This window comes from Enterobacter sp. SENG-6 (genome assembly GCF_001605945.1).
Classification (GTDB): Bacteria; Pseudomonadota; Gammaproteobacteria; order Enterobacterales; family Enterobacteriaceae; genus Enterobacter; species Enterobacter cloacae.
This window is the reverse complement of the sequence record NZ_LOMM01000036.1, coordinates 1-26,470: the sequence shown is the minus strand read 5'-3', so window position 1 is coordinate 26,470 and position 26,470 is coordinate 1. Positions and strand designations below refer to the sequence as shown.

The following is a 26,470-nucleotide window of genomic DNA, read 5'->3' as shown; positions in this document are numbered from 1 at the left end:
CAAAAGGGGTTTTTATAACTGACTTAAAGCTGAAAGCTTTCCGGAACCCCCAGCCTAGCTGGGGGTTTTCAGTGCACAAAAAAATAAAAAAGGGCCGGAAGTCCGGCCCTTTCACAGGTAAGTTACGGTAAGGAAAGATTATTTCTTGCCTTCCACCCATTTGCCATCCACAAAGAATGCTGACCAGCCGGTTGCCTTGCCGTCTTTCTCCGCCGCAACATACTGCTGCTTCGTTTTACGGCTAAAACGCACAACGGTTTTATTGCCTTCCGGATCCTGCTGTGGCGCATCGGCCAGATAGCGCAGTTTCTCAGGCAGGCGGTCGCGGAAACGGTACAACTCTTCCACCAGTGGCGCGCGGGTTTCGCGCGATTTAGGGAAGGTGTTTGCCGCAAGGAACACGCCGGCAGCACCATCACGCAGCACGAAGTAAGCGTCGGACTTCTCGCACGGCAACTCTGGCAGCGGAACCGGATCTTCCTTCGGCGGCGCGACTTCACCGTTACGCAGGATTTTACGCGTGTTCTTACACTCGTCGTTGGTGCATGCCATGTATTTACCGAAGCGCCCCATTTTCAGGTGCATCTCAGAACCACACTTCTCACACTCAACGATAGGACCGTCGTAACCTTTAATGCGGAACTCACCCTCTTCGATCTCATATCCATCGCAGGTCGGGTTATTACCGCAGACGTGCAATTTACGTTTTGGATCGATGAGGTAGCTGTCCATCGCGGTGCCGCATTTCTTACAGCGACGTTTTGCACGCAGGGCGTTGGTTTCCGCATCATCACCTTCCAGCACGTTGAGCACTTCGTTCTCAGGTACCAGGTTAATGGTGGTTTTGCAGCGTTCTTTCGGCGGCAGCGCATAGCCAGAACAGCCGAGGAAAACGCCAGTGGTGGCAGTACGGATCCCCATTTTACGGCCGCAGGTTGGGCAGTCGATGCTGGTCAGGACCATCTGATTCGGCAGCATGCCGCCCTCTTCAGGATCTTTTTCCGCTTTTTCAAGCTGGTTGGTAAAGTCGCTGAAGAAGCTGTCGAGAACCTTTTTCCACTCGGCCTGATGGCTGGCAACCTGATCGAGGCTGTCTTCCATTTGCGCGGTGAAGTCGTAGTTCATCAGTTCGCGGAAGTTGGCTTCCAGGCGGTCAGTGACGATCTCACCCATTTTTTCCGCATAGAAACGACGGTTTTCAACACGCACGTAACCGCGGTCCTGAATGGTCGAAATAATCGACGCATAGGTGGATGGACGGCCAATACCGCGTTTTTCCAGCTCTTTAACCAGAGACGCTTCGCTGAAACGCGCTGGCGGCTTGGTGAAGTGCTGGGCAGGCACGAGATCAACCAGAGAGAGCTCATCCCCTTTGTTTACCGCAGGCAGGGTTCTGTCTTCATCACCCTTACGCAGCGCAGGCATCACTTTAGTCCAGCCATCGAAGCGCAGGATACGGCCACGCGCTTTCAGGCGGAAATCACCCGCGCCAACGGTCAGCGTGGTGGAGTCATACTGTGCTGGTGTCATCTGACACGCCACGAACTGACGCCAGATAAGCTGATACAGCTTCTGGGCATCGGCTTCCATATCTTTCAGCGATTCGGCTAACACGGAGACGTCAGAAGGACGAATGGCTTCGTGCGCTTCCTGTGAGTTCTCCTTGCTGGCGTACTGGTTTTCACTCGCTGGCAGGTATTTCTTACCGAAGTTGTCACTGATGTAGCCGCGCACCATGTTGACGGCATCCTGGCTCAGGTTTGTCGAGTCAGTACGCATATAGGTGATATAACCCGCTTCATACAGACGCTGGGCCATCATCATGGTTTTCTTCACGCCATAACCCAGGCGCGTGCTCGCAGCCTGTTGCAGCGTAGACGTAATAAACGGTGCGCCAGGTTTGCTGCTGGTCGGTTTGTCTTCACGCTCCAGAACCTGGTAGCGCGCTTTTTCCAGCAGCGCCACGGCAGCCATGGTCTGCTCACGGTTTTCAGGACGGAACGGTTTGTCATTCTGATGACTCACCTGCAGCGGCAGCGCATCTCCACCCGGCGTGGTGACATTGGCATCCACTTCCCAGAACTCTTCCGGGACGAAGGCTTTGATCTCACGCTCGCGTTCAACAACCAGACGCACAGCAACGGACTGCACACGCCCTGCGGACAGACCGCGGGCAATCTTTTTCCACAGCAGTGGAGAGACCATGTAACCCACGACACGGTCCATAAAACGGCGTGCCTGCTGCGCGTTTACACGGTCGATGTTCAGTTCACCCGGCTTCTCAAACGCCTGGCGAATCGCATTCTTCGTAATTTCGTTAAACACTACACGGCTGTAGCGTTTGTCGTCACCCCCGATCACTTCCCGCAGGTGCCAGGCAATGGCTTCCCCTTCGCGGTCAAGGTCGGTTGCGAGATAAATGTGGTCTGCTTTTTCAGCAAGCTGCTTCAGCTCGTTAACGACTTTTTCTTTGCCGGGCAGCACTTCATAGTGTGCATCCCAGTTATGCCATGGGTTAACACCCATACGGTTGACAAGCGCGCTACGTTCATCCTTTTTAGGCTTTTTAGCCCCTTTGGTGGAGGTAGAGTCTGCGCTCTTTTTGCTGGCTGAGCCACTGGTCGGCAAATCGCGGATGTGACCGACGCTGGACTTAACCACGTAGTCATTACCCAGATACTTATTGATCGTTTTGGCTTTTGCCGGGGACTCAACGATGACGAGAGCTTTACCCATATTCACCTTTACCTAATTTAATTCTTCCAGGAATACGCCGCATGTTGATTTCCCTTCCACTGACGACGAGCCATTGATATTGCGACTGTGTCAGGGGATATCAACCCCTTTGTCTTACTGAACGTCATAGCGTTAACGCCCAGGTGATTGAGTTATCGGGTATTTTTCTCACATCGGATGTAATTCGTGACGAATTCCCGGTCGAATGTCAAGCAATTCTGTTGCCAGAATGACGAAAGCGCACACTCTACCTGATAAAATTCGTTACGCAACTTTATTAGCATGCAAAAGCAAATCCTGCCAGCCAGGTCACGGCACCTTACCCCCTCACATTACAGGGAAAATTTGCCCCCAAAGCGCCCCCGGCGTAGACTATTGTCACTGTTTAAGGAGTGGATTATGCAGAATACAACCCAACCCATTGATCGAGCATCTCTGCTTATCGAAGCAAATAAGCTGATTCGTGACCATGAAGACACCCTGGCGGGCATTGAAGCGACCGGCGTGGAACAACGTAACGGCGTGCTGGTATTCAGCGGCGAATACTTCCTTGACGAACAAGGGTTACCCACCCCGAAAAGCACCGCCGTATTCAATATGTTTAAATACCTGGCGCACACGCTTTCAGAGAAATATCACCTGGTCGATTAACGCAAAACGCGAGGCTCTGGCCTCGCGTTTTTGTTTACAGCAGCGGTTTTTGTCCGCGTTGCAACCAGCGGAGCAGCAGGCGATCCGCGCTTTCGGCCGCGCTGTTCGTAAAGCGGTCAAGCAGTCGCTTACGCTGGGTAAAGCGCACGCCAACCAGTTCGCGCCCTTCCATCAGATTCAACAGCAGGTCGTCACTGGTGCCCACTTCATCCACCAGCCCTTTTTCCTTCGCCTGCGTACCGTACCAGTGCTCCCCTGTTGCCACCTGGTCAATATCAAGCGCCGGGCGCATACGGTGCACAAAGTCTTTAAAGAGGTGATGGGTTTCATTGAGATCTTCGCGGAATTTCTGACGTCCTTCTTCCGTGTTCTCCCCCAGCAGCGTCAGGGTACGTTTGTACTGACCCGCCGTGTGCAATTCAATGTCGATCTCTTTGCTTTTCAGGAAGCGGTTAAAGTTCGGGATTTGCGCAACCACCCCGATGGAGCCAATAATAGAAAACGGCGCCGCAACAATTTTATCCGCCACGCAGGCCATCATATAGCCACCGCTCGCCGCGACTTTATCCACCGCAACCGTCAGCGGGATCTGTTTTTCACGCAGACGCTGTAGCTGCGAAGCCGCCAGCCCATAACCATGAACGACCCCACCCGGACTCTCAAGACGGACAACCACCTGATCCTGCGGTTTAGCCACGGCAAGCACGGCGGTGACTTCTTCACGCAGGGAAGAGACTTCATGGGCATCCATGCTGCCTTTAAAATCGAGCACATAGACACGCGGGGTTGACGTTTCCTCCGGCGCGTTAAGCTTCGCTTTGGCTTTTGCCGCTTTGGCGTCCTGCTTATGCTTTTTCTTCTGCGCCTTGTGCCACAGTTTCTGTTGATGGCTGTCAAGCAGGGCCAGCGACATCTCTTCCTGCATCTCTTTATACTGCTCGCTCAGGCGGGTAATGCGTAACTCACCACGCTGACGTTTGCGCTGCGTCAGGTTAACAATCAGAACGGCCACTACCGCAATGGCAATCACCACCGTCGCGATCTTTGCCAAAAACAACCCATATTGAGAAAGTAATTCCACGCGTTCCACCTTGATTTAACCACGAATCTTTCACGGCAGTGTACAACAGCCCTGCCCATGCGTCTCGCTCGTGACATTACCTCTGCGAGCCGTCTTCAGGAATCCCCCGATTCTGGTTTAAATATTTGCAAATTGTTAATTTTACAGCGATGCGTCCTGTAGACTGATTGAATTCTCATGCTAATTCGGGCATAAAGCCGAAAAGTCACACAATAAGGCGTCTTTGCATCACTGTGCGCCGAGGAGTCACCGTGCATTATCAACCGCAAAAAAATCTGCTGCAGAACCGCATCATTCTGGTCACTGGTGCCAGCGATGGCATTGGCCGCGAAGCGGCACTTACCTACGCTGACTATGGCGCGAGCGTAATTCTCATTGGCCGTAACGAAGAAAAACTCAAAGGAGTGGCTCAGGAGATTGACGCCGCCGGTGGCATTCCTGCCCGCTGGTACACGCTGGATCTGCTCACCTGTACCCCTGAAACGTGCCAGGAGCTTGCCCACCGCATCAGCACCCACTACCCACGGCTGGATGGCGTACTGCACAATGCCGGCTTGCTTGGGGAGGTTCGCCCGATGGATGAACAGGATCCTGAGATCTGGCAGCAGGTCATGCAGGTCAATATCAACGGCACCTTTTTCCTGACCCAGGCACTGCTTCCTTTATTACTCAAATCTGATTCCGGTTCGCTGGTATTCACCTCCTCCAGCGTAGGGCGCGAAGGCCGCGCAAACTGGGGGGCGTATGCGGTCTCAAAATTCGCGACCGAAGGGATGATGCAGGTATTAGCGGAGGAGTATCAGAGCCGTCATCTGCGCGTGAACTGCATTAACCCAGGCGGAACGCGTACCAAAATGCGCGCCAGCGCCTTCCCGACGGAAGATCCGCATAAGCTTAAAACCCCGGCAGATATTATGCCGCTCTATCTCTGGCTGATGGGCGATGACAGCCGCCGTAAAACAGGGATGACCTTTGATGCCCAGCCAGGCCGTAAACCCGGGATTTCGCAATGAGTGAAGAACGTCACCAGCAACGTCAGCAGCGCCTGAAAGAACAGGTTGATGCCCGTGTCGCCGCTGCGCAGGATGAACGCGGGATCATCATCGTGTTTACCGGCAACGGCAAAGGCAAAACCACCGCTGCCTTTGGTACCGCCACGCGCGCCGTTGGTCACGGGCAGAAAGTGGGTGTCATTCAGTTCATTAAAGGGGAATGGCCCAACGGTGAACGTAACTTACTTGAACCGCACGGGGTTGAGTTCCAGGTGATGGCGACAGGCTTTACGTGGGATACCCAAAACCGGGAAACCGACACCGCGGCCTGCCTCGCGGTATGGGAGCATGCAAAACGAATGCTGGCAGACCCGGCCCTGAACATGGTGTTACTGGATGAGATCACCTATATGGTCGCCTACGACTATCTGCCGCTGGACGCCGTACTGGAGGCACTCAGGAATCGCCCGGCACATCAGACGGTGATCGTCACAGGCCGCGGCTGTCATCGGGATATTCTGGAATTAGCGGATACCGTCAGCGAATTGCGTCCGGTTAAACATGCTTTTGATGCCGGTATCAAAGCGCAAATCGGCATTGATTACTGATAAAAAAGCCCGGTGATATTAACCGGGCTTCTATTTTTAACCGTTGTTATTACGGCTGCCAGCGCGGCGATTATTGTTCACCTGGCTGTGGCGTTTCACCGCACGACGGATCTGGTTCGCCTTCATGCGACGGCGATCTTTCTCCACCGCCACTTTGGAAGTGGTTTCTGGCGCCAGGCCCACCAGTTCACGCAGGTAGTTGGTCTGCGTCAGGTCCAGTTCGGTATAGCCACCACGTGGCAGACCTTTTGGCAGCAGAATATCGCCGTAACGGACACGGATCAGACGGCTAACCTGCACGCCCACCGCTTCCCACAGACGACGAACCTCACGGTTACGGCCTTCGGTCAGGGTAACGTTGTACCACTGGTTGATCCCTTCACCACCGGTAAATTTGATGGTTTTAAACGCTGCAGGACCGTCTTCCAGCTGAACGCCACGCGACAGATCGCGCAGTTTGTTCTCATCAACCTGGCCGAACACGCGTACGGCGTATTCGCGTTCCACTTCACGACTTGGGTGCATCAGACGGTTTGCCAGTTCACCATCCGTTGTGAACAGCAGCAGACCGCAGGTGTTCACATCCAGACGCCCCACGGCAATCCAGCGTGCGCCACGCAGTTTAGGCAGACGGTCAAATACCGTCGGGCGACCTTCCGGGTCGTTGCGCGTACACAGTTCACCTTCCGGCTTGTAGTACGCCAGCACGCGGCAGATCTGCTCAGCAGATTCTTTAACCGAGATAAGATGACCGTCGATACGGATTTTAAGCCCCGGCACGATTTCTACGCGGTCACCGAGCGTGGCGATTTTACCGTCCACACTCACGCGTCCGGCTTCAATAATGGCTTCGATTTCACGGCGTGAGCCGTGGCCGGCACGCGCCAGCACTTTCTGTAACTTCTCGCTCATTGAGCTTCCTCAGGTGTCGCCTTCACAGGCGTCGAATCAGGTCAAACCAGGGCTATGCCCTGATTTGATGGCCGCGTAGTATAGCTGCTTACACCTTTACAAGAAAGGCTTAACATCGCCTACGCCTTCGCGAATCACTTCCGGTGCATCTTCCGTTAAATCGACAACCGTGGTCGGCTGCTGACCGAGGTAACCGCCATGAATAATCAGCTCAACCACCTTTTCCAGACGGTCTTTGATCTCTTCAGGATCGGACTCGGTGAATTCACTGCCGGGCAGCATCAGGGAGGTAGAGAGCATCGGCTCACCTAACGTTTCCAGCAAGGCCTGGGCAATCGGGTTAGACGGCACGCGCATCCCGATGGTTTTGCGCTTTTCCTGTAACAGACGGCGCGGAACCTCTTTCGTCCCTTTCAGGATGAAGGTGTAGTTGCCCGGCGTGTTATTTTTAATCAGACGAAATGCCACGTTATCGACATAAGCATAGGTCGATAGCTCAGAGAGATCCCGGCACATCAGGGTAAAGTTGTGACCGTCCGGCAACTGGCGAATACGGCAAATGCGCTCCATCGCCGCTTTATCTTCAATCTTACAGCCCAGCGCATAACCCGAATCGGTCGGGTAGACGATAACGCCCCCTTTACGCACAATCTCCACGGCCTGATTAATCAGGCGCGGCTGCGGATTATCCGGATGAATATAGAAAAACTGACTCATACTTCCCTCTCTTCAAGTTGCTGTGGCTGTTCCCAGAGCTGCCAGACAGGCTCAACGCCTGCGGGTAACCAAAGCTTGCGTCCCAGTTCTATCCACGCACAGGGCTGATGAAAATCTGAGCCTTGTGACGCCAGCAAACCGAACTGGCGGGCGTAGGTCGCAAGCTGCGAACGCTCGTTGGGCGCCTGCTGACACTGGGCGACTTCCATCGCCTCGCCACCGCATTCGGCAAAATGCGCCAGCAGTCTTTTCAGCCATTTAGCAGAAAGATTATACCGCCCCGGATGGGCCAGCACGGCCTTACCGCCAGAATGATGAATCACATCAATAGCTTGTTTTATTGTACACCACTGTGGCGGAACATATCCGGTTTTCCCGCGAGCCAGATAGCGTTTAAAGACATCCGCTATCGTTGTGGCCTTGCCGGCCTCAACCAGAAAACGGGCAAAATGACCGCGCGTTACCGCGCCCCCGTTTGCCAGCCTTTGTGCCCCCTCCAGTGCGCCCGGAATATGCGCCTTTTCCAGACGTTCAGCGATCATTTCTGCGCGCTGGTTGCGGCGCGTTTTTTGTTCTTGCAAAAACGCACACATTACCGGATGGTCTATATCAATGTTCAGGCCAACAATATGGATTTCGTGATTCTCCCAGACGGTCGATATCTCGACGCCAGGAACCAGTTTGAGTGCCAGACCACTGCGGGCAATCTCGGCGCGCGCGGCTGGAATGGCATCGGTTGTATCGTGATCGGTTATGGCCAGCGTGCCAACCCGCATTTCAACGGCACGATGCACCAACGCTTCGGGCGTCAGCAGACCATCGGAGGCCTGGGTATGGCTGTGTAAATCATAAATTACGGCGTAGGTGGTATCGCTCAAAGCACTTCCCGTCACAGGTTAGAGACATCTTAAAAGCCCATGATACCGACTTGCCACGAAATTCTGAAATCAAGGGTTGACAACACGCCACCGAACTAGTTAACTAGTACGCAAGTTCACACGAGAAAGGTATCTGAAAATGACTGCACATTTCACTCTGCACGGTTGGTGGCGCACTTCCTGATTTCCGGGCAGTGTCACACGTCTGCGTACAGCAAACAGATACCCGCCCGCTCATCAGCGGGCTTTTTTTTGAACAGAATAAATGAGAACAACATAATGCAAACAGCCAAACCACACCTCGAATTGCTGACCAGCGAGGCGGCCTATCGCCACAACCCAACCGCGCTGTTTCATCAGGTCTGCGGTGCACGTCCAGCCACGTTGTTACTGGAATCAGCCGATATTGACAGCAAAGACGATCTCAAGAGCCTGCTGTTGGTGGACAGCGCGCTGCGCATTACGGCGCTAGGTGACACTGTCACTATCAAAGCGTTATCGGATAACGGTGCGGCTCTGCTGCCGTTACTGGATGCGAGCCTGCCTGCTGGTATCGAAAATGAACACCATCCTGAAATGCGCGTTCTGCACTTCCCGCCGGTGAGCCAGCTGCTGGACGAAGACGCGCGCCTGTGCTCTCTTTCCGTTTTTGATGCCTTCCGTCTGCTGCAAAATCTGGTCACCGTGCCGGAAGATGAACGCGAAGCAATGTTCTTTGGCGGGCTGTTTGCTTACGACCTGGTGGCCGGGTTCGAAGATTTACCGGACATTGAACAGGGTAACCGCTGCCCCGACTACTGCTTCTACCTGGCCGAAACCTTACTGGTGATCGACCACCAGAAAAAAAACACCCGTATTCAGGCAAGCCTCTTCACGCCATCCGCGACAGAGAAAAAACGCCTTGAGCAGCGTATTGAGCAGTTGCAGCAACAAATGACCGAAGCGCCGCCTGCGCTGCCTGTACATCGTGTCGAGAAAATGACCTGTGAGGTTAATCAGAGCGACGATCAGTACGGTGCCGTGGTTCGCCAGATGCAAAAAGCGATTCGCGCCGGAGAAATTTTCCAGGTTGTTCCTTCCCGTCGTTTCTCTCTGCCCTGCCCGTCGCCGCTCGCGGCCTATGACGTGCTGAAAAAGAGCAACCCAAGCCCGTACATGTTCTTTATGCAGGACAACGATTTCACCCTGTTTGGCGCATCCCCTGAAAGTTCACTGAAATATGACGCCACCAGCCGCCAGATTGAGATCTACCCGATTGCCGGAACCCGTCCACGCGGCCGTCGAGCCGATGGCTCGCTGGATCGCGATCTCGACAGCCGCATTGAGCTGGAAATGCGTACCGACCATAAAGAGCTCTCCGAGCATCTGATGCTGGTTGATCTGGCCCGTAACGACCTGGCGCGCATTTGTACCCCTGGCAGCCGCTACGTGGCGGACTTAACCAAGGTCGACCGCTACTCGTTTGTTATGCATCTGGTATCCCGCGTGGTGGGCGAACTGCGCAGCGACCTCGACGTGCTTCACGCCTACCGCGCCTGTATGAACATGGGCACGCTGAGCGGCGCGCCGAAAGTCCGCGCCATGCAGCTGATCGCGGCGGCTGAAGGGCGCCGTCGCGGCAGTTACGGTGGTGCAGTGGGCTACTTCACCGCCCATGGCGATCTGGATACCTGCATTGTGATCCGCTCCGCCTACGTTGAGGACGGTATCGCTACCGTGCAGGCAGGCGCAGGGATTGTTCTGGATTCTGTTCCGCAGTCTGAAGCTGACGAAACCCGCAGTAAAGCCCGCGCGGTATTGCGCGCCATTGCTACCGCACATCACGCACAGGAGATTTTCTGATGGCTGACATTCTGCTGCTCGATAACATCGACTCTTTTACCTATAACCTGGCAGATCAGCTGCGTGCGAATGGTCACAACGTCGTTATCTATCGTAACCATGTTCCGGCACAGACGCTGATAGACCGTCTGGCATCCATGCAAAACCCGGTGCTGATGCTCTCTCCTGGCCCAGGTGCCCCCAGTGAAGCGGGCTGTATGCCGGAGCTGCTGACCCGTATGCGCGGTAAACTGCCGATTATCGGTATCTGCCTGGGTCACCAGGCGATTGTGGAAGCCTATGGCGGCTACGTGGGTCAGGCAGGTGAGATCCTGCATGGCAAAGCCTCCAGCATTGAACATGACGGCCAGGCGATGTTTGCCGGCCTGCCAAATCCGCTGCCGGTTGCGCGCTATCACTCCCTGGTAGGCAGTAACATCCCGGCCGGGCTGACCATTAACGCCTCGTTTGAAGGGATGGTGATGGCCGTGCGCCACGATGCGGATCGCGTCTGCGGCATGCAATTCCATCCGGAGTCGATTCTCACGACCCATGGCGCGCGACTGCTGGAGCAGACGCTGGACTGGGCGTTGCAGAAACTGGAGCAGACCAACACGCTGCAACCGATTCTGGAAAAGCTGTATCAGGCGCAGACCCTGAGCCAGCAGGAGAGCCACCAGCTCTTTTCTGCCGTGGTTCGCGGTGAGCTGAAACCTGAACAGCTGGCGGCCGCACTGGTAAGCATGAAAGTGCGCGGCGAAAGCCCGCAAGAAATCGCCGGTGCCGCCACGGCCCTGCTGGAAAATGCCGCCCCCTTCCCGCGCCCGGATTATCAGTTTGCGGATATCGTCGGCACCGGGGGTGATGGCAGCAATAGCATCAATATCTCCACCGCCAGTGCCTTCGTGGCCGCGGCGTGTGGCCTGAAAGTGGCGAAACACGGTAACCGCAGCGTCTCCAGCCGCTCGGGCTCGTCCGATTTGCTGGCCGCCTTCGGCATTAACCTGGATATGAACGCCGAACGCTCCCGTGAAGCGCTGGACGATCTGGGCGTCTGCTTCCTGTTTGCGCCGAAGTATCACACCGGTTTCCGCCATGCGATGCCGGTTCGTCAGCAGCTCAAAACACGCACGCTGTTTAACGTACTGGGGCCGCTGATCAACCCGGCGCACCCGCCGCTGGCGCTGATTGGTGTTTACAGCCCGGAACTGGTTCTGCCAATTGCCGAAACCCTGCGCGTGCTCGGTTATCAGCGCGCGGCAGTAGTTCACAGCGGGGGAATGGATGAAGTGTCCCTTCACGCGCCAACTCTCGTCGCGGAACTGCGCAATGGCGAAATCCTGAGCTACCAGCTGGAAGCCGCCGACTTTGGTTTAACGCCGTATCATCAGGAGGCGCTGGCAGGCGGCACGCCGGAAGAAAACCGTGACATTCTCACGCGCTTATTACAAGGTAAGGGAGAGGTCGCCCATGAGGCAGCCGTGGCAGCCAACGTCGCCATGCTGATGCGATTGCACGGCGAAGAGGATCTCAAAGCCAACGCACAAAAAGTTCTGGACGTACTGCGCTCTGGTGCAGCTTACGATCGCGTTACCGCACTTGCGGCAAGAGGGTAAAGAATGCAGACCGTTTTAGCGAAAATCGTTGCCGATAAGGCCATCTGGGTGGAAGCCCGCAAAGCGCAGCAGCCGCTTGCCAGTTTTCAGAACGACGTCGTCCCAAGCAGCCGTCGTTTCTATGATGCCCTGCAGGGCGCGCGCACCGCATTTATTCTTGAGTGCAAAAAAGCCTCCCCGTCGAAAGGCGTTATCCGTGAGGATTTCGATCCGGCGCGTATTGCCGGCATTTATAAGCATCATGCGTCGGCGATCTCCGTGCTGACGGATGAGAAATATTTCCAGGGCAGCTTCGATTTTCTGCCTGTTGTCAGCAGCATCGCGCCGCAACCGATTCTGTGCAAAGACTTTATTATCGACCCGTATCAGATCTGGCTGTCGCGTTTTTACCAGGCTGACGCCTGCCTGCTGATGCTCTCGGTACTCGACGACGAGCAGTATCGCCAGCTGGCTGCGGTGGCGCACAGCCTCAACATGGGCGTGCTGACCGAGGTGAGCAACGAAGAAGAGCTGGAGCGTGCCATTGCACTGCAGGCGAAAGTGGTCGGGATTAACAACCGCGATCTGCGCGATCTGTCAATTGACCTGAATCGTACGCGTCAGCTGGCACCGCGTCTGGGCTCTGGCGTGACCGTTATCAGTGAATCCGGGATCAACAGCTACGCCCAGGTGCGTGAGTTGAGCCACTTCGCCAACGGTTTCCTGATTGGCTCCGCGATGATGGCACATGACGATCTCAATGCCGCAGTGCGTCGGGTGCTGTTGGGTGAAAACAAAGTGTGCGGCTTAACCCGCGAACAGGATGCCCAGGCCGCCTATGAGGCGGGGGCTATTTACGGCGGGTTGATCTTTGTGGGCTCCTCACCGCGTGCGGTGAGCGATGAACAGGCACGCAAGGTGATAGCGGCAGCCCCACTCAGCTATGTTGGCGTCTTCCGTAACGCTGATATCGCGGACGTTACGGCAAAAGCCGAAGCGTTATCCCTTAGTGCAGTACAACTGCACGGTGATGAAGATCAGGCATACATCGATGCCCTGCGTGCCGGGCTGGCTCCTCAGGTTCAGATCTGGAAAGCGCAGAGCGTGGGCAGCACCCTGCCAGCACGTAACCTGAATCATGTTGATAAATATGTGCTCGATAACGGCCAGGGCGGTACAGGCCAGCGTTTTGACTGGTCACTGCTGAACGGCGAAGTGCTGGACAATGTCCTGCTGGCGGGTGGACTTAGCCCGGACAACTGTGTGGAAGCAGCCAAAACCGGCTGCGCGGGCCTCGATTTCAATTCAGGCGTAGAGTCGCAACCGGGCATCAAAGATGCCAGTAAGCTGGCCTCGGTATTTAAAACTCTGCGTGCATATTAAGGAAGAAAAAATGACGACATTACTAAACCCGTATTTTGGTGAGTTCGGTGGGATGTACGTTCCGCAGATCCTGATGCCCGCACTGCGCCAGCTGGAAGAAGCGTTTGTGAGCGCACAGAAAGATCCAGCGTTTCAGGCTGAATTTACCGACCTGCTGAAAAACTACGCGGGCCGTCCAACAGCGCTGACCAAATGCCGTAACCTGACTGCCGGCACCAAAACCACGCTGTACCTCAAGCGTGAAGACCTGCTGCACGGCGGCGCGCATAAAACCAACCAGGTGTTAGGACAGGCGCTGCTGGCAAAACGGATGGGCAAAACCGAGATCATCGCCGAAACCGGCGCGGGTCAGCACGGCGTGGCATCAGCACTGGCAAGCGCCCTGCTTGGCCTGAAATGCCGTATCTATATGGGGGCGAAAGACGTTGAGCGTCAGTCTCCGAACGTATTCCGTATGCGTCTGATGGGCGCAGAAGTGATCCCGGTTCACAGTGGTTCAGCCACGCTGAAAGATGCCTGTAACGAAGCGCTGCGCGACTGGTCTGGTAGCTATGAAACCGCGCACTACATGCTCGGCACAGCCGCTGGCCCGCACCCGTTCCCGACTATCGTGCGTGAATTCCAGCGCATGATTGGCGAAGAGACCAAAGCGCAGATCCTTGAAAAAGAAGGCCGTCTGCCGGACGCGGTGATTGCCTGCGTGGGCGGGGGATCAAACGCCATCGGGATGTTCGCTGATTTTATCGACGAAACCCGTGTTGGCCTGATCGGGGTGGAGCCAGCGGGTCACGGGATTGAAACCGGTGAGCACGGCGCACCGCTGAAACATGGCCGCGTGGGGATCTACTTCGGCATGAAAGCGCCGATGATGCAGACCGATGAAGGTCAGATTGAAGAGTCGTACTCCATCTCTGCCGGTCTGGATTTCCCGTCCGTCGGGCCACAGCATGCATTCCTGAACAGCACCGGACGCGCGGACTACGTCTCCATCACCGATGACGAAGCGCTGGAAGCGTTTAAGACGCTGTGCCGCAGCGAAGGGATCATCCCGGCACTGGAGTCCTCGCATGCTCTGGCGCATGCGCTGAAAATGATGAAAGAAAACCCGGAAAAAGAGCAACTGCTGGTCGTTAACCTTTCCGGTCGCGGTGATAAAGATATCTTCACCGTTCACGATATTCTGAAAGCACGAGGGGAAATCTGATGGAACGCTACGATAACGCATTTGCACAACTGAAATCCCGCCAGGAAGGCGCGTTCGTTCCCTTCGTCACGCTGGGCGATCCGGGCCCGGAGCAGTCGCTAAAAATTATCGACACTCTGATTGAAGCCGGTGCCGATGCGCTGGAGTTGGGGATCCCGTTCTCTGACCCGCTGGCGGATGGCCCGACCATTCAGAACGCCACCCTGCGTGCCTTTGCCGCGGGCGTCACCCCAACGCAATGTTTTGAGATGCTGGCCGCGATCCGTCAGAAGCACCCGACCATTCCGATTGGCCTGCTGATGTATGCCAACCTGGTGTTTAACCGCGGAATCGACGAATTTTATGCCGAGTGCGCGCGGGTCGGCGTTGACTCCGTGCTGGTGGCCGACGTCCCGGTTGAAGAATCTGCACCGTTCCGCCAGGCGGCTATGCGTCATAACGTGGCGCCGATTTTCATCTGCCCGCCAAACGCCGATGACGAACTGCTGCGCCAGATTGCCTCTTACGGCCGTGGTTACACCTACCTGCTCTCCCGCGCGGGCGTGACGGGTGCTGAAAACAAAGCCGCGCTGCCGCTGCATCATCTGGTAGAAAAACTGGCTGAATACCACGCAGCGCCTCCGCTGCAGGGATTCGGGATTTCATCCCCGGATCAGGTTACGGCGGCAATTGACGCAAAAGCGGCAGGCGCGATCTCCGGCTCTGCTATCGTCAAAATCATTGAGAAGAACGTGGACAAGCCCGAGCAGATGCTGGCTGAACTCAAAGCATTTGTTACGGCGATGAAAGCCGCAACGCGTAAAGCCTGATCCTTCCACCGTCTGGCGACTCAGCCAGACGGTCTTCCTCTTATATTCCCGCTATCACTTAAGCGTTACGCCAAAATTGATCCCATCGATATTTTCGGCGTGAATGGCTTTTCAAACCTTGCCGTAAGCGTATGATTTGGTCTCTTTTCGGCTTTAAACCTTCTGAGTTCAGAGGCTTACTCATGTCATGGCAATACTTCAAACAGACTTACCTGGTTAAGTTCTGGTCACCAGTACCGGCCGTCATCGCGGCGGGGATCCTTTCCACCTACTATTTCGGCATTACCGGCACCTTCTGGGCCGTTACCGGCGAATTCACCCGCTGGGGTGGGCAACTGCTGCAGCTCGCTGGCGTACATACCGAGGAGTGGGGTTACTTTAAGCTTATTCATCTGGACGGCACGCCGCTGACCCGCATCGACGGTATGATGATTATCGGCATGTTCGGGGGCTGTTTTGCCGCCGCGCTGTGGGCTAACAACGTTAAGTTGCGAATGCCTAAAAGTCGGATACGCGTTATGCAGGCGATTGTCGGCGGCATGATTGCCGGGTTCGGCGCCCGTCTGGCGATGGGGTGTAACCTGGCCGCTTTCTTTACCGGCATTCCACAGTTTTCGCTGCACGCCTGGTTTTTTGCTGCCGCCACGGCGATTGGCTCTTACTTTGGCGCGAAGTTTACCCTCCTGCCGCTGTTCCGCATTCCGGTCAAAATGGTGAAGGTCAGCGCTGCCTCGCCGCTGACGCAAAAGCCTTCTCAGGCGCGTCGTCGTTTTCGTCTCGGCATGCTGGTCTTTTTCGCCATGGTCGCCTGGGCGCTCTGTACGGCGCTCAACCAGCCTAAGCTGGGTCTGGCCATGTTGTTCGGTGTCGGTTTCGGCCTGCTGATAGAACGTGCGCAGATTTGCTTCACCTCGGCGTTTCGCGATATGTGGATCACCGGCCGTACAATGATGGCCAAAGCGATTATTGCGGGTATGGCGGTAAGCGCCATTGGCATCTTCAGCTATGTGCAACTGGGTGTTGAGCCGAAAATCATGTGGGCTGGTCCGAACGCGGTGATTGGCGGTCTGCTGTTTGGCTTCGGAATTGTACTGGCTGGCGGGTGTGAAACCGGCTGGATGTACCGCGCGGTTGAAGGTCAGGTGCATTACTGGTGGGTAGGTCTGGGGAACGTCATCGGCTCCACCCTGCTGGCCTGGTACTGGGACGATTTGTCTCCGGTGCTGGCCACGAACTGGGACAAGGTGAATCTGCTCAGCACGTTTGGCCCGCTCGGTGGACTGCTGGTGACCTACGCCCTGCTGCTGGTCGCTTTTTTACTGGTTGTCGCGCAAGAGAAACGTTTCTTTCGCCGTGCCACGGTTAAACCTGAACCCCAGGAGAATGCAGCATGAAAGAGATTGTGCCTGACTACCGCCTTGATATGGTCGGTGAACCGTGTCCTTACCCGGCTGTCGCCACGCTTGAAGCGCTCCCGCGGCTTCAAAAAGGGGAAATTCTGGAAGTGGTGAGCGACTGCCCGCAGTCCATCAACAACATTCCTCTGGATGCCAAAAACCACGGCTACACCGTACTGGATATTCAGCAGGATGGCCCAACCATTCGCTATCTTATCCAGAAGTAAACCGCCAGGTGACGGGGGGCGTCCCCCCCGTCAAAAAAGCTGCCTCACCTCCCATTTTGATGGCGAACACAACGCCACTGAAAATGGGAGCACTACACTTAAAGTGGATAAAAAACAAACAGGAGGTGAGGTATGTTTAATTCAATTTTAGTCCCTGTCGATATCTCTGAAAGTCGTCTGACCGAACAGGTGATTCCCTATGTTCAGGCAAACGCAGCAATCGGTAACGGTAAAATCCATTTTCTGACGGTAGTGCCTTCTTTCCCTTACTATTCATCGCTTGGGCTGGCGTATTCGGTTGAAATGCCAAAGCTGGCGGAGATTCAGGAGGAAGCCCTTACAAAGCTCAAAGAGATGGTTAAGCAGTTTAATTTACCTGCCGATCGTGTGGAGACACACGCCATTTCAGGTGCGCCTAAAGATCAGATCCTGAAGCTGGCTGACAGTATCAACGCTGACCTCATTATCATTGCGTCCCATCGACCGGATATCACAACCTACCTTTTAGGTTCAAACGCGGCGGTTGTGGTACGCCATGCAAAATGCCCGGTGCTGGTTGTACGCTAGCGAGGCTGGTGAGAAACTTAAGCCCCGGAATCCCGGGGTTTATTTAAATCGTTGTACAATAAAATAATTTCGATAAACGGACTTAACAATGAAAAAAGTAGTGATGCTGGTATGCCTTGCCACAGCAATAACGGGCTGTGCCCCTCTCGCGCCTGAAGGTTGTCAGAAGAAAACCGCTCTCGACTCGTGCTCCTATAAGCAGTCCGGTAAAGTCTCCGATAAGGATATCTATGGTCAACAGGCTGCCGCGATAAAGAAAGCGCTGGACTCGGCGCTGGCCGGTCCGCACGCCTGGAATGGTAAGCGATGCAACATGCATCTCGACTTTACCGTCGACGGGCTACTGCAGAACCTGGAGATAAAAGGCGGAGACAAAGCGTATTGCCAGGCTTTAGCCGACGCGGCAACACGGGCCACCTTCCCGCCCTTCACAGACGAGCGTGTATTTCAGGATATGGGTTCTGCCCGCTGGAACATGGAGGGGCAACCGTAGAGGTAAGCCGGTAGAAAGACTGGCCATGTTCTGGCCAGTCCCGGAAAGTAGAATCAGAAACGATAACCCGCAGAGAACATAAATACCCATGGATCCAGACGGGTACTGATGCTTTGTTGCTGTCCGCCTGCCTTGAAGCGGACATCGGTATCGATATCCATATACCAGACCGAGGCGTTAATTAACCAGTCGCGGTTAATGAGATAGTCCATCCCCACCTGTCCTGCCACGCCCCATGAATCTTTCAGGCTGAGATCGGTCAGCCCGGCCTCTTTACCGGTATCGTTGAATTTCTCATCAAAGAAGGTGGTGTAGTTCACGCCCGCGCCAATATAGGGACGCAGTTTGCTGCTTGAGTCACCAAAGTACCACTGCGCCATCAGCGTTGGCGGCAGATGATGCACCGTGGCGATATCACCGGTTGGGCCTAAACCAACGCGATGACGGAATGGCGTCGCTGCCAGAAGCTCAACGCCAATGTTATCCGTCGCCATATACGTGAATGTTAAACCTAACTGGGTGTTGTTGCTGACGTTAAAGCCGCCCATTCCCAGCACGTTATCAGAACCTTCAGTTGGACGTACCGTTGCCGAACCGGCACGAATAAAGAATTCACCTGCTTCATGCGCATACGCGCCGCCAGAGAGACTGCTTAAGATAAGGGCTGCCACCGCTAATTTTTTCATATCCGCTCCATCGTTGTGGTTTTAGCTGCGGATGAGAATATACTCACAAATGAGTAATAAGTGATCTGTCACAGATCACATTAAAACCAGTAACTTAACATTCATTGATCTGGGTTAATTTTTGGTGACACCCCGTAAGGCCAAAAGTTGTTCTTACGTCAATTTTTGGCATTTCCCGGTTACAAAATTTTCTGTTTCCCCCCTCTTGCTCTTCGAATGGCGGCTGGATAATTTAGCGCTCTCACAATGTGATTTGATGCGTTCTTTTTTGCAGGTGTGCCATGAGTGATATGAACCCGTGCATGACGTGCGGAGCCTGTTGTGCGTATTTTCGAGTCTCTTTCTACTGGGCCGAAGCCAGCGATGGCGGCGGCACCGTTCCGGTTCATCTCACTGAACCGTTATCCCCTTTTCTGCGCTGCATGAGCGGTACAAATCAAAAGCAGGCCCGCTGTGTGGCGTTACAAGGCGAGCCAGGCGTGTCGACCCGCTGCTCCATCTATGAGGATCGCCCCAGCCCGTGTCGGGACTTTACGATGTCTGGCGAAGAGGGTCAGGTCAACGAAGCCTGTAATCGCGCCCGCGCGCGCTTCGGATTACCGCCGCTTTACAAAGATATGCTTTTCCATACAAGCCTTGATGCTGCCACGACCGCGTTATCCGGTGTACAATTGCCGGCTAATTAACACCTGCAATACTCAAGGAGAGTGCATGTCTATCACGGCGAAGTCTGTCTACCGTGACACGGGAAACTTTTTCCGCAATCAGTTCGTAACCTTTTTACTGATCGCGTTGTTATGCGCCTTTATTACGGTGGTGCTGGGTCACGCGTTCTCTCCGAGTGACGAACAGATCGCCAGCCTGAGCCAGGGCGACCATCTTGCAGGTAGCGTGGGGTTGTTTGAGCTGGTGCAAAACATGACGCCAGAGCAGCAGCAAATCCTGCTGCGGGCCTCTGCTGCATCGACCTTCTCTGGACTGATCGGCAATGCCATTCTCGCGGGCGGTGTTCTGCTGATGATCCAGCTGGTTTCTGCAGGCCACCGCGTCAGCGCCTTACGGGCGATCGGTGCCAGCGCGCCGGTATTGCCTAAGCTGTTTATCCTCATCTTTTTAACCACCCTGCTGGTGCAGATGGGGATCATGCTCGTTGTGGTTCCAGGCGTGCTGCTGGCTATCGTCCTCGCGTTCGCTCCGGTGATGGTGGTGCAGGACAAAATGGGGATCTTTACCGCCATGCGCAGCAGCATCAAACTGGCATGGGCCAATATGCGCCTGGTGGCACCGGCCGTAATTAGCTGGCTGCTGGCCAAAACGCTCCTGCTGCTGTTTGCCCCAAACTTTGCAGTCTTAACGCCGAACGTCGGTGCGGTGGTAGCCAACACGCTGAGTAATCTGATTTCAGCGATACTGCTGGTTTATCTGTTCCGCCTGTATATGTTAATTCGTCAGTAATCCTGTGGCCGGGTGCATCACAGCCCCCGGCCACACACAGAAGATGGAATCACAGAATGAAGCAGTTTCTTGATTTTTTACCGCTGGTCGTGTTTTTCGCGTTTTATAAGCTGTATGACATTTATGCAGCCACGATGGCGCTGATCGTTGCTACCGCTATCGTGCTGATCTACAGCTGGGTTCGCTATCGTAAAGTCGAAAAAATGGCTCTGATTACGTTCGCACTGGTGGCCGTGTTCGGTGGGCTGACGCTGTTCTTCCACAATGATGAATTCATTAAATGGAAAGTCACTGTGATTTACGCGCTGTTTGCCGGTGCGTTGCTGATCAGCCAGTGGGTAATGAAAAAGCCACTGATCCAGCGCATGCTGGGTAAAGAGCTAACGCTGCCACAGGAAGTATGGTCCCGTCTGAATATCGCCTGGGCGCTGTTCTTTATTCTTTGCGGCCTGGCGAATATCTACATCGCCTTCTGGCTGCCGCAGAATATCTGGGTCAACTTCAAGGTCTTTGGCCTGACGGCGCTGACGCTCATCTTCACTCTGTTAAGCGGTGTCTATATCTACCGGCACATGCCGCAGGATGATAAACACTGATGAATCCCCGACCAGAACGTGCACAACAGGCGTTCTGGTCTATTCTCTCCTGCCAAAAATCATAGTAGCATCCCGCCTGAAGTCTTCAGTTACGAGTTTAAAACAATGACAACAAATGACGCCCCTCAGGGCGAACTGGTTTTACGCACACTGGCAATGCCTGCGGACACGAATGCCAATGGCGATATTTTTGGCGGCTGGCTGATGTCGCAAATGGATATGGGCGGCGCAATTCTGGCAAAAGAGATCGCGCATGGTCGCGTTGTGACCGTCCGGGTGGATGGGATGACCTTCCTGCGCCCGGTCGCGGTGGGTGATGTGGTCTGCTGCTATGCACGCTGCGTCAAGCGCGGTAACACTTCCATTTCCATTAACATTGAAGTCTGGGTGAAAAAGGTCTCATCTGAACCGATTGGACAGCGTTATAAAGCAACAGAAGCGCTGTTTATTTATGTGGCAGTCGATAGCGAGGGCAAACCCCGCCAGCTGCCTCAGGCCTGATCGTCAGACATAAAAAAGCCTCCTTGCGGAGGCTTTTCTTATTCCATCTGCGCCCCGCCGTTCAGGCGGAAAACAATATTAACGATTAACCCACTGCCTGGTTTGCCTGGCTCATAACGCCATCTGCGCATCGCCGATTTCACTTCACGCTCAAACATATTTGAAGGCTGAGCAGACAAGATTTCCACGTTATCAACACGCCCGTCCGGGGTGACGTCAAATTTGACCCGCACGCGACCTTCAATGCGCAACGCCTGAGCACGAGGAGGATATTGCGGCTGGTTGCGGCTCACGGCGCGCGGGCCAGCGGGCGCGGTTGGCGTCGGTTTTGAGGTCGCGGGCGTGTTATTCATCAACGGACGCGAAGGCGCTGTGTTTTCTACCCTCTGCGTAGCGCGTGGTTCAACCGGACGTTCTTCCCGTTTAGGGCGCTCCTCCACCTTTTTCACCGGTTTTGGTTTCGGCTTAGGCTTCGGTTTGGGTTCTGGCTTATGGATCACCACCGGCGCTTCCTTTGGTGGCTCCGGAACCGGCTCAGGTTCTGGTTCTGGCTCCGGCTCAGCAACCGGCTGCGGCGGTGGTGCAACCTGCGGCGGCTCAAGATCCGCAGGCGAGACCATCGTCACTGAAATGGGCTGCGAAGGCGCTGGCATTTCAATAACCTGATGAACCGAGGTATAGAGCAAACCCGCCACGACAGCACCGTGAATCACGACAGAAAGCAGCGTCGGCCAGGGAAAGCGGCGAGGTAAATCAAGGGTCATCGAAGTCATAATCATCAACGTTAAAAAACCGAACTCTGATTTTAAATGCAAATAGCAATCATATTCAATAAGACACTTTGTTCTGGCGCAATTTAGGCGCGGGAGAGGCCAAAAAAGAGGCATTCAGATCAGGGTATTAACATTGTTTTTATTTTACATTGCAGTCAGTTGTCCTTTCACATAACGTAACTGACACTTTTAATGGTTAAGGAGCTTCACCGTGTTTTACGTGATTTACTCTGAAGATGTCGCTGATTCCCTGGAAAAACGCCAGTCTGTACGCCCTGCCCACCTCGCACGCTTACAGTTGCTGCAGGATGAAGGGCGTCTACTGACTGCAGGCCCTATGCCGGCCGTCGACAGCAACGATCCGGGTGCTGCCGGTTTTTCTGGCTCCACGGTGATTGCCGAGTTTGAATCCCTGGAGGCCGCTCAGGCCTGGGCCGATGCCGATCCGTACGTTGCTGCGGGTGTGTATGCGAAAGTGACGGTTCGACCGTACAAAAAAGTGTTCTGATACCAAAAAGGCTCCCTCAGGAGCCTTTCTTGCAATCAATGCAGCGATGCTAACCGCGCCGCAAACCCGACAAACAACAGTCCTATCAGGCCGTTCCCCAGCTTTGCCAGTTTCTTTTTCGTTTTCAGATAACGTGTGACAAAAGCGCCTGAGAAGATCAGGAAGCTCATATACATAAAGCTTATTAGCTCAAGCGTGGTCGCGAGGATCAGGAAAGAGGTACCGGTATTCTTCGCATTAACATCGATAAACTGAACAAAGAACGAGACGTAGAACAGAATCGCTTTCGGGTTCGTCAGGCTCAATACCAGCGAGCGTTTCATGATCATGCTGGCAGGCTCGGTACCGCTTTCATGTGTATTATTCTGACGGGTAATGACCGACCAGAGCATTTTGCCGCCCAGCCACAGCAGATAAAAAGCACCTAAATAACGTACGATATTAAACAGTACCGGTGTGGTCTGAATTAACGCGGCAACGCCCGCCCAGGCCAGGAACATCAGTACGGCATCGCCGATAAACACGCCGGTGGCGGCGAGATATCCTTTTTTAACGCCGTGACCAATCCCGGTTTTCAGCACAAACAAAGTATTCGGCCCTGGCACCAGTACGATAAAAAATGCGCCGACAACGTATGTCCAGAAATTCAGTACGCCAAACTCCGCAAACACTTCTCCCTCCTTTTGCTCAACACAACAGGAATAGCGCTGCAAAGACGCTATTCCCAACAACCAGACGCCATAAAATCATTGGGCACCTTGCGGTGCCCTGATGGTTCTCAGAAATCCTGGACTGCGAACAGCAACGCATTGCGGTGCCGGGTCATTCCACATTTCCTGATGGCGTGTATACGCATATTGCGGCGGGATTGTGCTTCCAGCCAACGAGCCTTACGACGGTTCACCTGTCGCAACATGCGCCAGCGCCCTACTTCAGTTCTACTGCGCTTCATGTCTACAACTCTTCTTTAAAAGAGAGGCCATTATAAACCCAACCCTGCAGCAAACCAGCGCTTTTACCTGGCGTTTTTATTTGCCAGATGATTCCTGATGCGTACACTCATAACAATACGCTTTCAAAAGGATTTTTTTACCTATGACAACCTTCTACACCGTGGTGAGTTGGCTGGTCATTCTGGGATACTGGCTGTTAATCGCGGGTGTGACATTGCGCATCCTGATGAAGCGCAGAGCCGTACCCTCTGCCATGGCCTGGCTTCTTATAATTTATATCCTGCCGCTGGTAGGAATTATTGCCTATCTCTCTTTCGGTGAACTTCATCTGGGCAAGCGTCGTGCCGAGCGTGCCCGGGCCATGTGGCCTTCCACCGCCAAATGGCTGAGCGATCTAAAAGCCTGTAAACACATCTTCGCAGAAGAAAACAGCAGCGTTGCCTCCTCATTATTTAAACTGTGCGAACTCAGACAAGGTATTGGTGGGGTAAAAGGCAATCAGCTCCAGTTGCTGACCTCTTCTGATGACGTCATGCAGGCCTTGATCCGCGATATTCAACTGGCTCGTCACAATATCGAGATGGTGTTCTATATCTGGCAGCCCGGCGGGATGGCAGACCAGGTGGCGGAATCGCTGATGGCTGCCGCACGTCGTGGCATTCACTGCCGTTTGATGCTCGACTCCGCAGGCAGCGTCGCCTTTTTCCGTAGCCCCTGGGCAGGGATGATGCGTAATGCCGGCATAGAAGTGGTCGAGGCGTTAAAGGTCAATTTACTGCGCGTTTTCCTGCGCCGGATGGATCTTCGCCAGCACCGCAAGATGATCATGATCGACAACTATATTGCCTATACCGGCAGCATGAACATGGTTGACCCCCGCTTCTTCAAGCAGGACTCGGGTGTCGGCCAGTGGATTGACCTGATGGCAAGGATGGAAGGACCGATTGCCACCTCCATGGGGATTGTCTATTCCTGTGACTGGGAGATAGAAACCGGTAAGCGTATTCTCCCGCCGCCACCGGATGGCAATATCATGCCCTTTGAAGAGGCCAGCGGACATACCATCCATACCATTGCCTCCGGGCCGGGTTTCCCGGAGGATTTAATCCATCAGGCGCTACTGACCGCCACTTACGCGGCGCGTGAATATCTGATCATGACCACGCCCTACTTCGTTCCGAGCGATGACCTGCTGCACGCAATCTGCACCGCAGCACAGCGCGGTGTCGATGTCAGCATCATTCTGCCACGCAAAAATGACTCGCTTCTGGTGGGCTGGGCCAGCCGAGCGTTCTTTAGCGAACTGCTTGCCGCCGGTGTAAAAATCTACCAGTTTGAAGGCGGGCTCCTGCATACCAAAAGCGTCCTCGTGGACGGTGAGTTAAGTCTGGTGGGCACGGTAAACCTGGATATGCGCAGCCTGTGGTTAAACTTTGAAATCACGCTGGTCATTGATGATGCCGGATTCGGGGGTGACCTGGCGGCGGTACAGGACGATTATATCTCCCGTTCGCGCCTGCTGGATGCCCGGCTGTGGGTAAAACGTCCGCTGTGGCAGAGAATTGCTGAACGACTGTTTTACTTCTTTAGTCCGTTGCTGTAAAACGTGCCCAACGATGTTTAACAGGTAGTCATCATGGAAATGGATCTGAACAATCGCCTGACCGAAGACGAAACGCTCGAGCAGGCCTATGACATTTTTCTCGAACTGGCGGTTGATAACCTCGATCCCGCAGATGTGATCCTCTTTAATCTGCAGTTCGAAGAGCGCGGCGGTGCGGAGTTATTCGACCCTGCAGAAGACTGGGCTGAGCACGTGGATTACGATCTCAATCCTGACTTCTTTGCCGAAGTGGTGATTGGGCTGGCAGATGAAGATGGTGGCGAAATTAATGACATCTTCGCCCGCGTGCTGCTCTGCCGCGAGAAAGACCATAAGCTGTGCCATATCATCTGGCGCGAATAGTAAAAGGCTGCGGATGCAGCCTTTTTTGTTTAATCCGGTAGCGCACTCCCGCAACGGTTACAGAAGCGGGCGTTAAGCTCATGTTCAGCCTGGTGACAACCCGGACATTTTCGCTGCTGTTTGCGGCTCTGAAATGCGCTGCTCATATGGGTTGTGATAAGACCTGTCGGAATGGCAATCACCGAATACCCAATCAGAATCAGCACCGATGCGACGATACGTCCAAGCGGCGTATGCGGCGTGATATCCCCGTAGCCAACGGTTGTGACGGTGACAATGGCCCAATACACAGAGGCATTCAGCGTTGTGAAGCCATATTTTGGCCCTTCTATCAGGTACATCAACGCACCGAAAACAATCATGACGATCGCGATAAACGAGTAAAACAGAATGAGCTGATGCCGGGCACTGACTATTGCGCTCCAGAAGACCCGCAGAGACGGCATAAAACGCAGCAATTTCAGAATACGTAATACACGAATAACGCGCATCGCCCGCCATGCAAAGACATAGCTCAGGCTAATCTCCGGCCACAACCACATGACATAGAGCGGCAGGACGGTGGCTAAATCGATAAATCCCCAGAAGCTGAAAACATATCTCGCCGGGTTGGGCCAGCAGACGACCCGCAGCAGATATTCGGCAGTAAAGACCAGGGTAATAATCAGTTCGATCCAGACAAAAATATGCCATTCATCATAGGTCAGGTGATACTGCGTCCCGGCTCCCGATTCAAAGAAAATAACTACCACACTGATGAGTGCAAACAGCCCGCAGATCCCTTCGAAGCGGCGTCCGGATATCGTTTTAGGATCGAATAAAAAATGATAAAGCCGCCGACGGGCTGAGGTGAATAGACTCGACACGGTAACCTCGCAAATAAGTATCCTCCGGCATAGCCGGAGGTTTTTCAAATGCGCCTGTAAGGCTCTGTTACCAGCCGCGCCCTAACAGGCGCATC

The 26,470-nt window shown here is 54.4% G+C and carries 30 protein-coding genes and 1 other annotated feature; of the genes, 20 read left to right on the top strand and 10 right to left on the bottom strand.

Annotation, left to right across the window (positions count from 1 at the left end; all coding sequences use genetic code 11):
- Window positions 1–138: 138 nt before the first annotated feature.
- Window positions 139–2,736 (bottom strand): type I DNA topoisomerase, encoded by a 2,598-nt coding sequence (gene topA, locus AX755_RS17495; protein ID WP_038419681.1) that lies wholly within the window; start codon window positions 2,734–2,736, stop codon window positions 139–141.
- Window positions 2,737–3,135: 399 nt separating this feature from the next.
- Here topA and AX755_RS17490 point away from each other — a divergent pair, with 399 nt between their 5' ends.
- On the top strand, window positions 3,136–3,387 hold the full coding sequence (locus tag AX755_RS17490; protein WP_003856804.1) for a YciN family protein: 252 nt from the start codon (window positions 3,136–3,138) through the stop codon (window positions 3,385–3,387).
- A gap of 34 nt (window positions 3,388–3,421) precedes the next feature.
- Here AX755_RS17490 and sohB read toward each other — a convergent pair whose 3' ends face one another.
- Complete coding sequence (gene sohB, locus AX755_RS17485) at window positions 3,422–4,468, bottom strand: protease SohB (protein ID WP_062857166.1); 1,047 nt, start codon at window positions 4,466–4,468, stop codon at window positions 3,422–3,424.
- Between the two features lie 251 nt (window positions 4,469–4,719).
- Between sohB and AX755_RS17480 the strand changes: the two genes are divergently transcribed.
- Together AX755_RS17480 and cobO are read left to right on the top strand one after the other, a co-directional pair.
- Window positions 4,720–5,481: a YciK family oxidoreductase gene (locus AX755_RS17480; RefSeq protein ID WP_062857165.1), complete on the top strand. Its 762-nt coding sequence runs from the start codon at window positions 4,720–4,722 to the stop codon at window positions 5,479–5,481.
- The gene (cobO, locus tag AX755_RS17475; protein WP_013096364.1) at window positions 5,478–6,068 is read left to right on the top strand and encodes a cob(I)yrinic acid a,c-diamide adenosyltransferase; all 591 of its coding nucleotides are present in this window, start codon (window positions 5,478–5,480) and stop codon (window positions 6,066–6,068) included. The genes AX755_RS17480 and cobO overlap by 4 nt, the downstream gene beginning before the upstream one ends.
- A gap of 36 nt (window positions 6,069–6,104) precedes the next feature.
- On the opposite strand, the gene rluB is transcribed toward cobO, so the two are convergent.
- From rluB to rnm, 3 genes are all read right to left on the bottom strand, one after another.
- A complete protein-coding gene (gene rluB, locus AX755_RS17470; protein WP_013096363.1) occupies window positions 6,105–6,980 on the bottom strand; it encodes a 23S rRNA pseudouridine(2605) synthase RluB in 876 nt (291 codons plus the stop codon).
- A 96-nt stretch (window positions 6,981–7,076) separates the two neighbouring features.
- A complete protein-coding gene (locus tag AX755_RS17465) occupies window positions 7,077–7,697 on the bottom strand; it encodes an L-threonylcarbamoyladenylate synthase (RefSeq protein ID WP_013096362.1) in 621 nt (206 codons plus the stop codon).
- Entirely contained in the window at window positions 7,694–8,575 is an 882-nt protein-coding gene (gene rnm / locus AX755_RS17460; protein WP_013096361.1) for an RNase RNM, read from the bottom strand. Before rnm ends, AX755_RS17465 begins: the two co-directional genes overlap by 4 nt.
- Before the next feature lie 139 nt (window positions 8,576–8,714).
- Here rnm and trpL point away from each other — a divergent pair, with 139 nt between their 5' ends.
- From trpL to AX755_RS17415, 10 genes are all read left to right on the top strand, one after another.
- Window positions 8,715–8,759, top strand: a complete 45-nt coding sequence (gene trpL / locus AX755_RS26100; RefSeq protein WP_106993556.1) for a trp operon leader peptide — start codon at window positions 8,715–8,717, stop codon at window positions 8,757–8,759.
- Window positions 8,736–8,829, top strand: a sequence feature (Trp leader region). (Overlaps the previous gene by 24 nt.)
- 25 nt (window positions 8,830–8,854) lie before the next feature.
- Window positions 8,855–10,417 carry an anthranilate synthase component 1 gene (locus AX755_RS25170; RefSeq protein ID WP_029883574.1) on the top strand — a complete coding sequence of 521 codons (1,563 nt, stop codon included), beginning with the start codon at window positions 8,855–8,857 and terminating at the stop codon, window positions 10,415–10,417.
- The gene (trpD, locus tag AX755_RS17450) at window positions 10,417–12,012 is read left to right on the top strand and encodes a bifunctional anthranilate synthase glutamate amidotransferase component TrpG/anthranilate phosphoribosyltransferase TrpD (protein WP_062857164.1); all 1,596 of its coding nucleotides are present in this window, start codon (window positions 10,417–10,419) and stop codon (window positions 12,010–12,012) included. The genes AX755_RS25170 and trpD overlap by 1 nt, the downstream gene beginning before the upstream one ends.
- A gap of 3 nt (window positions 12,013–12,015) precedes the next feature.
- Window positions 12,016–13,374, top strand: a complete 1,359-nt coding sequence (gene trpCF, locus AX755_RS17445; protein ID WP_062857163.1) for a bifunctional indole-3-glycerol-phosphate synthase TrpC/phosphoribosylanthranilate isomerase TrpF — start codon at window positions 12,016–12,018, stop codon at window positions 13,372–13,374.
- Between the two features lie 10 nt (window positions 13,375–13,384).
- Complete coding sequence (trpB, locus tag AX755_RS17440; RefSeq protein ID WP_013096356.1) at window positions 13,385–14,578, top strand: tryptophan synthase subunit beta; 1,194 nt, start codon at window positions 13,385–13,387, stop codon at window positions 14,576–14,578.
- On the top strand, window positions 14,578–15,387 hold the full coding sequence (trpA, locus tag AX755_RS17435) for a tryptophan synthase subunit alpha (protein ID WP_038419688.1): 810 nt from the start codon (window positions 14,578–14,580) through the stop codon (window positions 15,385–15,387). The genes trpB and trpA overlap by 1 nt, the downstream gene beginning before the upstream one ends.
- Window positions 15,388–15,569: 182 nt before the next feature.
- Window positions 15,570–16,781 carry a selenium metabolism membrane protein YedE/FdhT gene (gene yedE, locus AX755_RS17430; protein WP_062857162.1) on the top strand — a complete coding sequence of 404 codons (1,212 nt, stop codon included), beginning with the start codon at window positions 15,570–15,572 and terminating at the stop codon, window positions 16,779–16,781.
- Window positions 16,778–17,011 (top strand): sulfurtransferase-like selenium metabolism protein YedF, encoded by a 234-nt coding sequence (gene yedF, locus AX755_RS17425; RefSeq protein ID WP_062857161.1) that lies wholly within the window; start codon window positions 16,778–16,780, stop codon window positions 17,009–17,011. Before yedE ends, yedF begins: the two co-directional genes overlap by 4 nt.
- Before the next feature lie 132 nt (window positions 17,012–17,143).
- Window positions 17,144–17,578, top strand: a complete 435-nt coding sequence (gene uspF / locus AX755_RS17420; protein ID WP_013096287.1) for a universal stress protein UspF — start codon at window positions 17,144–17,146, stop codon at window positions 17,576–17,578.
- A gap of 88 nt (window positions 17,579–17,666) precedes the next feature.
- The gene (locus tag AX755_RS17415) at window positions 17,667–18,071 is read left to right on the top strand and encodes a cell envelope integrity TolA C-terminal domain-containing protein (RefSeq protein WP_062857160.1); all 405 of its coding nucleotides are present in this window, start codon (window positions 17,667–17,669) and stop codon (window positions 18,069–18,071) included.
- A gap of 53 nt (window positions 18,072–18,124) precedes the next feature.
- Here AX755_RS17415 and ompW read toward each other — a convergent pair whose 3' ends face one another.
- A complete protein-coding gene (ompW, locus tag AX755_RS17410) occupies window positions 18,125–18,757 on the bottom strand; it encodes an outer membrane protein OmpW (protein ID WP_013096285.1) in 633 nt (210 codons plus the stop codon).
- 281 nt (window positions 18,758–19,038) lie between these two features.
- Here ompW and AX755_RS17405 point away from each other — a divergent pair, with 281 nt between their 5' ends.
- From AX755_RS17405 to yciA, 4 genes are all read left to right on the top strand, one after another.
- Entirely contained in the window at window positions 19,039–19,443 is a 405-nt protein-coding gene (locus tag AX755_RS17405) for a YkgJ family cysteine cluster protein (protein WP_013096284.1), read from the top strand.
- Window positions 19,444–19,468: 25 nt separating this feature from the next.
- Window positions 19,469–20,212 (top strand): YciC family protein, encoded by a 744-nt coding sequence (locus AX755_RS17400; RefSeq protein WP_013096283.1) that lies wholly within the window; start codon window positions 19,469–19,471, stop codon window positions 20,210–20,212.
- 56 nt (window positions 20,213–20,268) lie between these two features.
- A complete protein-coding gene (locus tag AX755_RS17395; RefSeq protein WP_013096282.1) occupies window positions 20,269–20,808 on the top strand; it encodes a septation protein A in 540 nt (179 codons plus the stop codon).
- A 105-nt stretch (window positions 20,809–20,913) separates the two neighbouring features.
- Window positions 20,914–21,309 (top strand): acyl-CoA thioester hydrolase YciA, encoded by a 396-nt coding sequence (gene yciA, locus AX755_RS17390; RefSeq protein ID WP_013096281.1) that lies wholly within the window; start codon window positions 20,914–20,916, stop codon window positions 21,307–21,309.
- Between the two features lie 38 nt (window positions 21,310–21,347).
- On the opposite strand, the gene tonB is transcribed toward yciA, so the two are convergent.
- Complete coding sequence (gene tonB, locus AX755_RS17385) at window positions 21,348–22,073, bottom strand: TonB system transport protein TonB (RefSeq protein ID WP_062857159.1); 726 nt, start codon at window positions 22,071–22,073, stop codon at window positions 21,348–21,350.
- Window positions 22,074–22,293: 220 nt separating this feature from the next.
- Between tonB and AX755_RS17380 the strand changes: the two genes are divergently transcribed.
- Complete coding sequence (locus tag AX755_RS17380) at window positions 22,294–22,590, top strand: YciI family protein (RefSeq protein WP_013096279.1); 297 nt, start codon at window positions 22,294–22,296, stop codon at window positions 22,588–22,590.
- A gap of 35 nt (window positions 22,591–22,625) precedes the next feature.
- Here the strand turns inward: AX755_RS17380 and leuE are convergent, their stop codons facing one another.
- Both leuE and AX755_RS25385 read right to left on the bottom strand, forming a co-directional pair.
- On the bottom strand, window positions 22,626–23,261 hold the full coding sequence (gene leuE, locus AX755_RS17375; protein WP_013096278.1) for a leucine efflux protein LeuE: 636 nt from the start codon (window positions 23,259–23,261) through the stop codon (window positions 22,626–22,628).
- 107 nt (window positions 23,262–23,368) lie between these two features.
- Entirely contained in the window at window positions 23,369–23,542 is a 174-nt protein-coding gene (locus AX755_RS25385; RefSeq protein WP_086528096.1) for a YciY family protein, read from the bottom strand.
- A 143-nt stretch (window positions 23,543–23,685) separates the two neighbouring features.
- Here AX755_RS25385 and cls point away from each other — a divergent pair, with 143 nt between their 5' ends.
- A complete protein-coding gene (gene cls / locus AX755_RS17370) occupies window positions 23,686–25,146 on the top strand; it encodes a cardiolipin synthase (protein WP_020690926.1) in 1,461 nt (486 codons plus the stop codon).
- Between the two features lie 33 nt (window positions 25,147–25,179).
- Window positions 25,180–25,509, top strand: a complete 330-nt coding sequence (locus tag AX755_RS17365; protein ID WP_013096276.1) for an HI1450 family dsDNA-mimic protein — start codon at window positions 25,180–25,182, stop codon at window positions 25,507–25,509.
- A 29-nt stretch (window positions 25,510–25,538) separates the two neighbouring features.
- Here the strand turns inward: AX755_RS17365 and AX755_RS17360 are convergent, their stop codons facing one another.
- Window positions 25,539–26,375 carry an ion transporter gene (locus AX755_RS17360; protein ID WP_062857158.1) on the bottom strand — a complete coding sequence of 279 codons (837 nt, stop codon included), beginning with the start codon at window positions 26,373–26,375 and terminating at the stop codon, window positions 25,539–25,541.
- Between the last annotated feature and the right edge of the window lie 95 nt (window positions 26,376–26,470).

What these genes read in the sequence shown, in the direction of transcription:
- topA (WP_038419681.1), bottom strand. Translation starts at nt 2,736, where the DNA reads ATGGGTAAAGCTCTCGTCATCGTTGAGTCCCCGGCAAAAGCCAAAACG.
- AX755_RS17490 (WP_003856804.1), top strand. Translation starts at nt 3,136, where the DNA reads ATGCAGAATACAACCCAACCCATTGATCGAGCATCTCTGCTTATCGAA.
- cobO (WP_013096364.1), top strand. Translation starts at nt 5,478, where the DNA reads ATGAGTGAAGAACGTCACCAGCAACGTCAGCAGCGCCTGAAAGAACAG.
- rluB (WP_013096363.1), bottom strand. Translation starts at nt 6,980, where the DNA reads ATGAGCGAGAAGTTACAGAAAGTGCTGGCGCGTGCCGGCCACGGCTCA.
- AX755_RS17465 (WP_013096362.1), bottom strand. Translation starts at nt 7,697, where the DNA reads ATGAGTCAGTTTTTCTATATTCATCCGGATAATCCGCAGCCGCGCCTG.
- AX755_RS25170 (WP_029883574.1), top strand. Translation starts at nt 8,855, where the DNA reads ATGCAAACAGCCAAACCACACCTCGAATTGCTGACCAGCGAGGCGGCC.
- trpD (WP_062857164.1), top strand. Translation starts at nt 10,417, where the DNA reads ATGGCTGACATTCTGCTGCTCGATAACATCGACTCTTTTACCTATAAC.
- trpCF (WP_062857163.1), top strand. Translation starts at nt 12,016, where the DNA reads ATGCAGACCGTTTTAGCGAAAATCGTTGCCGATAAGGCCATCTGGGTG.
- trpB (WP_013096356.1), top strand. Translation starts at nt 13,385, where the DNA reads ATGACGACATTACTAAACCCGTATTTTGGTGAGTTCGGTGGGATGTAC.
- trpA (WP_038419688.1), top strand. Translation starts at nt 14,578, where the DNA reads ATGGAACGCTACGATAACGCATTTGCACAACTGAAATCCCGCCAGGAA.
- yedE (WP_062857162.1), top strand. Translation starts at nt 15,570, where the DNA reads ATGTCATGGCAATACTTCAAACAGACTTACCTGGTTAAGTTCTGGTCA.
- yedF (WP_062857161.1), top strand. Translation starts at nt 16,778, where the DNA reads ATGAAAGAGATTGTGCCTGACTACCGCCTTGATATGGTCGGTGAACCG.
- uspF (WP_013096287.1), top strand. Translation starts at nt 17,144, where the DNA reads ATGTTTAATTCAATTTTAGTCCCTGTCGATATCTCTGAAAGTCGTCTG.
- AX755_RS17415 (WP_062857160.1), top strand. Translation starts at nt 17,667, where the DNA reads ATGAAAAAAGTAGTGATGCTGGTATGCCTTGCCACAGCAATAACGGGC.
- ompW (WP_013096285.1), bottom strand. Translation starts at nt 18,757, where the DNA reads ATGAAAAAATTAGCGGTGGCAGCCCTTATCTTAAGCAGTCTCTCTGGC.
- AX755_RS17405 (WP_013096284.1), top strand. Translation starts at nt 19,039, where the DNA reads ATGAGTGATATGAACCCGTGCATGACGTGCGGAGCCTGTTGTGCGTAT.
- AX755_RS17400 (WP_013096283.1), top strand. Translation starts at nt 19,469, where the DNA reads ATGTCTATCACGGCGAAGTCTGTCTACCGTGACACGGGAAACTTTTTC.
- AX755_RS17395 (WP_013096282.1), top strand. Translation starts at nt 20,269, where the DNA reads ATGAAGCAGTTTCTTGATTTTTTACCGCTGGTCGTGTTTTTCGCGTTT.
- yciA (WP_013096281.1), top strand. Translation starts at nt 20,914, where the DNA reads ATGACAACAAATGACGCCCCTCAGGGCGAACTGGTTTTACGCACACTG.
- tonB (WP_062857159.1), bottom strand. Translation starts at nt 22,073, where the DNA reads ATGACCCTTGATTTACCTCGCCGCTTTCCCTGGCCGACGCTGCTTTCT.
- AX755_RS25385 (WP_086528096.1), bottom strand. Translation starts at nt 23,542, where the DNA reads ATGAAGCGCAGTAGAACTGAAGTAGGGCGCTGGCGCATGTTGCGACAG.
- cls (WP_020690926.1), top strand. Translation starts at nt 23,686, where the DNA reads ATGACAACCTTCTACACCGTGGTGAGTTGGCTGGTCATTCTGGGATAC.
- AX755_RS17365 (WP_013096276.1), top strand. Translation starts at nt 25,180, where the DNA reads ATGGAAATGGATCTGAACAATCGCCTGACCGAAGACGAAACGCTCGAG.